This is a genomic window from Chromobacterium piscinae (assembly GCF_021129175.1).
GTDB classification, from domain to species: domain Bacteria; phylum Pseudomonadota; class Gammaproteobacteria; order Burkholderiales; family Chromobacteriaceae; genus Chromobacterium; species Chromobacterium piscinae.
In genome coordinates this window covers 1-4,198 of the sequence record NZ_JAJOHV010000048.1, presented here as the reverse complement: position 1 = coordinate 4,198, position 4,198 = coordinate 1, and the positions used below count along the sequence as shown (strand labels likewise).

General features: G+C 63.7%; 3 protein-coding genes and 1 pseudogene. 2 read left to right on the top strand and 2 right to left on the bottom strand.

What is annotated here, in order from left to right; translation table 11 throughout:
• Positions 1–383: 383 nt before the first annotated feature.
• A complete protein-coding gene (locus tag LQR33_RS13050; RefSeq protein WP_231469256.1) occupies positions 384–1,700 on the top strand; it encodes an MFS transporter in 1,317 nt (438 codons plus the stop codon).
• Between the two features lie 61 nt (positions 1,701–1,761).
• Here the strand turns inward: LQR33_RS13050 and hslU are convergent, their stop codons facing one another.
• Positions 1,762–3,108, bottom strand: coding sequence for an ATP-dependent protease ATPase subunit HslU (hslU, locus tag LQR33_RS13045; RefSeq protein ID WP_231469254.1), 1,347 nt, complete (start codon positions 3,106–3,108; stop codon positions 1,762–1,764).
• Positions 3,109–3,152: 44 nt separating this feature from the next.
• Complete coding sequence (hslV, locus tag LQR33_RS13040) at positions 3,153–3,704, bottom strand: ATP-dependent protease subunit HslV (RefSeq protein ID WP_021475417.1); 552 nt, start codon at positions 3,702–3,704, stop codon at positions 3,153–3,155.
• Positions 3,705–3,847: 143 nt separating this feature from the next.
• On the opposite strand from hslV, the pseudogene LQR33_RS13035 reads away from it, so the two are divergent.
• Positions 3,848–4,198, top strand: a pseudogene (locus tag LQR33_RS13035) (hypothetical protein); the annotation flags it as partial.

Sequence of the window (4,198 nt, the reverse complement as noted above, 5' to 3'; positions counted from 1 at the left end):
GCAGTGCTGGCCGCTGCGTCGCCATCACCGGAACCATTTCGTTTCCGCTGTTTCGTTCGCTGCGTCAGCTGAGGAGACGAACTATACCTGCGCCCTCACCCTCGGTCAACAGGTTTTTTGAGAAAACATGGAGGTTTTTACAGGGAAATAGCCAACCGTCTGTTTTACAATGATTTTCCATTTTATCTTTTTCAAAAAAAGATCGCATCGCCTGCATCCACAAGCCTTTCCCGCCATTTTCAACACCATGAAAATTTCCTGAAAACTGGAAAAACAGTCTGTTTTTTCAAAAATCATCGAAAAGAGACAACTTCTCCGCCGCCTTGGCGTGACATTGTCATTCCATGTTAGGATGAAATGCCTTCATCATCAGGATGTGCGCCATGAACATTTCCCTGCGGCAACGAATACGGGGCCTGCCCTCCGGCTTCCACCTGCTGATGTTGAGCGATGCGCTGAGCGGTCTAGCGATGGGCGCCGGCTACGTCAGCATCAGCTGGTGGGTGGTATCGACCGGCGGCGCGCGCGACATGGCTTGGTTCAGCACGCTGACCGCGCTGGTGATGCTGATCGCGCTGCCGCTGACCGCGCCGCTGGGCGACCGCTTTCCCAAGAACCGGGTGATCGCCGGCGGCATCCTGCTGGCGATGCTGTCCGGCCTGGCCTTGGCCGCGATGGCCTGGTTCGGCTTCTATAAGCTGGCTTGGGTCGTCGCCAGCGAATCGATGGCGATGTTCGCCTGGGCCATCGTATTTCCCTCGATGCTGAGCATCGCTTCCGAACTGGTGCCGGCGGCGCGGCTGACCGACGCGCTGTCGCTGCAAAAGAGCTCGCAGTCGGTGGGCAATCTGATAGGACCAGTGGTGGGCGGCAGCCTGATGGCTTTCATGCCCGCCTGGCTGGCGCTGGGCGCTTACTCCATTCTGCTGGCCATCGCGGCGGTCGGCGCGCTGCGCATCCAGGTTCCGCCACGCGACCTGGCCGACTTGCGCGATGAAAGCTTCGTCGACCAGGTGCGCAGCGGCCTGCGCGTGCGCTGGCGCATCCCGCTGGAGCGCAGTTGGGCATTGTGGGGATTGCTGGTGATGACCGCCTACTTTCCCATGGTGGTCACGCTGCTGCCGATCAAGCTGCATCAACTGGGTTTGCCCGCGATCTGGCTGGGCGCTTGCGAAGCGGCCGCCAGCGGCGGCCTGCTGATCGGCTCGCTGTGGCTGACCCACCGCCTGTTGCAATACTGTAGCCGGCCGCGCGCCCGCGCATTCGCCATGTGGGCGCTGGCGGCAGTGTTCCTGGTGGTGGCGCTGACCGACAGCCCCTATCTGATGCTGGCGATGTTCGGCATAGAAGGCATGCTGCTGTCCATCACCATGCTGATCGGCCAGACCCATCGCACGCTGGCGGTGCCGGAGGCTTACCGCGCCCGGGTATCCGCGATCAATGTGCTGGTAGCCAAACTGGGCGGCATGCTGGGCCCGGCGCTGGCGGGCATCCTGCTGGCCAGCTGGTCGCTGGACGGCGTCTACCTCTTCTTCGCGCTGTTCCATCTGCTAACGGTGCCGCCGATGCTCTTGCTGCCCGGCGTCAATCGCTTCCTCGGCCTGAGCCACGATGAGGTCAAGGACTGGTACCTGCGCCAGCACCCCGAAGCCTTCGAACCGATCGCCCCGGCCGCCGGCAAATTGAAGCAGCCTATATAAAGCAAAACGGCGACCGGAATGGCCGCCGTTTTCACATACATATATAAGGTATGAAACCGGCTCAGAGCACGTAGCGCGCCAGATCCTCGCGCTCGGCCACTTCGCCCAGCTTGCCGTCGACGTAAGCGCCGTCGATCTGGCATGCGCCGGACTTGGCGTCGAAGGCCACTTCCTCCAGCAGCTTCTCCATCACCGTGTACAAGCGACGCGCGCCGATGTTCTCGGTTTTCTCGTTGACCTGCCAGGCGATCTCGGCCAGACGCTGAATGCCGGACTCCTCGAACGCCAGCTCCACGCCCTCGGTGGCCAGCAGCGCCTGGTACTGGCGCGTCAGGCAGGCGTTGGTGCTGGTCAGGATGGCCTTGAAGTCGTCCACCGACAGCGACGACAGCTCGACGCGGATAGGTAGGCGGCCCTGCAGTTCCGGGATCAGGTCCGATGGCTTGGACAACTGGAAGGCCCCAGAGGCGATGAACAGGATGTGGTCGGTCTTCACCATGCCGTACTTGGTGGACACGGTGGTGCCTTCCACCAGCGGCAGCAGGTCGCGCTGCACGCCGGCGCGCGACACATCGGCGCCGCTGTGGCCTTCGCCGCGGCTGGTGACCTTGTCGATCTCGTCGAGGAACACGATGCCGTTCTGCTCGACATTCTTCAAGGCCTCCGCTTTCAGCTCTTCCTCATTGACCAGCTTGGCGGCTTCCTCGTCGATCAGCAATTTGAAGGCGTCGGCCACCTTCATCTTGGCGGCCTGCTTCTTGCCGGCGCCCAGGCCCTGGAACATGCCTTGCAGCTGGCTGGCGAAATCCTCCATGCCCGGCGGCGCCATCACGTTCATCTGCGCGGCCGGCGCGGCGATATCCAGCTCGATTTCCTTGTCGTCGAACTTGCCCTCGCGCAGCATCTTGCGGAATTTCTGCCGGGTGGCGCCATCCTCGTGCTTCTCTTCCGTCGCCGGCTCTTCGGCGAAGAACCCGGACGGCGGCTTGCGCGGCTGCGGCAGCAGCACATCCAGGATGCGCTCCTCGGCGGCGTCCTCGGCGCGGGCGCGGTTGCGCTTGATCGCCGCTTCGCGGGTGTCCTTGATCGCCACGTCCACCAGGTCGCGGATGATGGTGTCGACGTCGCGGCCGACATAGCCGACCTCGGTGAACTTGGTGGCTTCCACCTTGATGAACGGCGCGCCGGACAGCTTGGCCAGACGGCGGGCGATCTCGGTCTTGCCGACGCCGGTGGGGCCGATCATCAGAATGTTCTTGGGGGTGATTTCGCTGCGCAGCGGCTCCGCCACCTGCTGGCGGCGCCAACGGTTGCGCAGCGCGATGGCGACGGCGCGCTTGGCCTTGTGCTGGCCGATGATGTGCTGGTCCAGTTCGTGGACGATTTCCTGCGGGGTCATTTGCGTCATGACGTTCTCCGCCCGGCGAGCCTCGCCGGGCCATGCATTCGGGATCAGGCCGCGTCGTCCGGGCCCAGGGTTTCGATCAGATGGTTGTGGTTGGTGTAGATGCAGATGTCGCCGGCGATCTCCAGCGATTTCTTCACCACCACTTCCGGCGCGAGCTCGGTGTTCTCGAACAGCGCGCGCGCGGCCGACTGGGCGAAAGCGCCGCCGGAACCGATGGCGGCGATGCCCTGCTCCGGCTCCAGCACATCGCCGTTGCCGGTGATAATCAGCGTGTGGTCCTTGTCGGCCACGATCAGCATCGCCTCCAGCCGGCGCAGCATGCGGTCGGTGCGCCAGTCCTTGGCCAGCTCCACCGCCGATACCAAGAGATTGCCTTGGTGCTTTTGCAATTTGGCCTCGAAGCGCTCGATCAGAGTGAAAGCGTCGGCGGTGCCGCCGGCGAAACCCGCCAAAACCTTGCCGCCATGCAGCTTGCGTATCTTGCGCGCGGTGGCCTTGATCACGATATTGCCCAGGGTCACTTGCCCGTCGCCGCCCAGCGCCACGCGCTCGCCGCGACGGACGGACACAATGGTGGTGCCGTCGAACTGCTGCATATTGGTATTCCAATCAATGGCGGCCGGCGATGTGCCGGCCTTTGACCGATATATGCAGACGATCGCCGCGATTGCAAGCGCGCGCGCAACAGCGGGCGCCCTCGGCCTAGAAAATGAGAATTGTTTGTATTATCATTTCCAGCATGAAATCCTCCGCTATCCTGCAATATTCCGCCCTCGGCGGCGTGCTGGCCGCGCATGCGCTGGCATTGACGCTGCTGAACGACATGTCCGCGCGCGCGCAGACCGTCACTCCGCCCCAGGCGCTGCGGATGGAGATGATTTCGCTGGCGCCGGCCGACAAGCCCGCGGCAGCGCCCAAAGCCGCCCCCGCGCCCGAGCCGGTCAAGCCGCAGCTCAAGCCTCAATCCAAGCCCGCGCCGAGCAAGCCTGCCGTCCAGCCCAAGCCGGACCTGCCGCCGGTGAAGACCCAGGCCGACGCGCCCGCTCCGGCCAAGGCGATCAGCGTCGCCGCGGCTGCGGCGGCGGCGGCC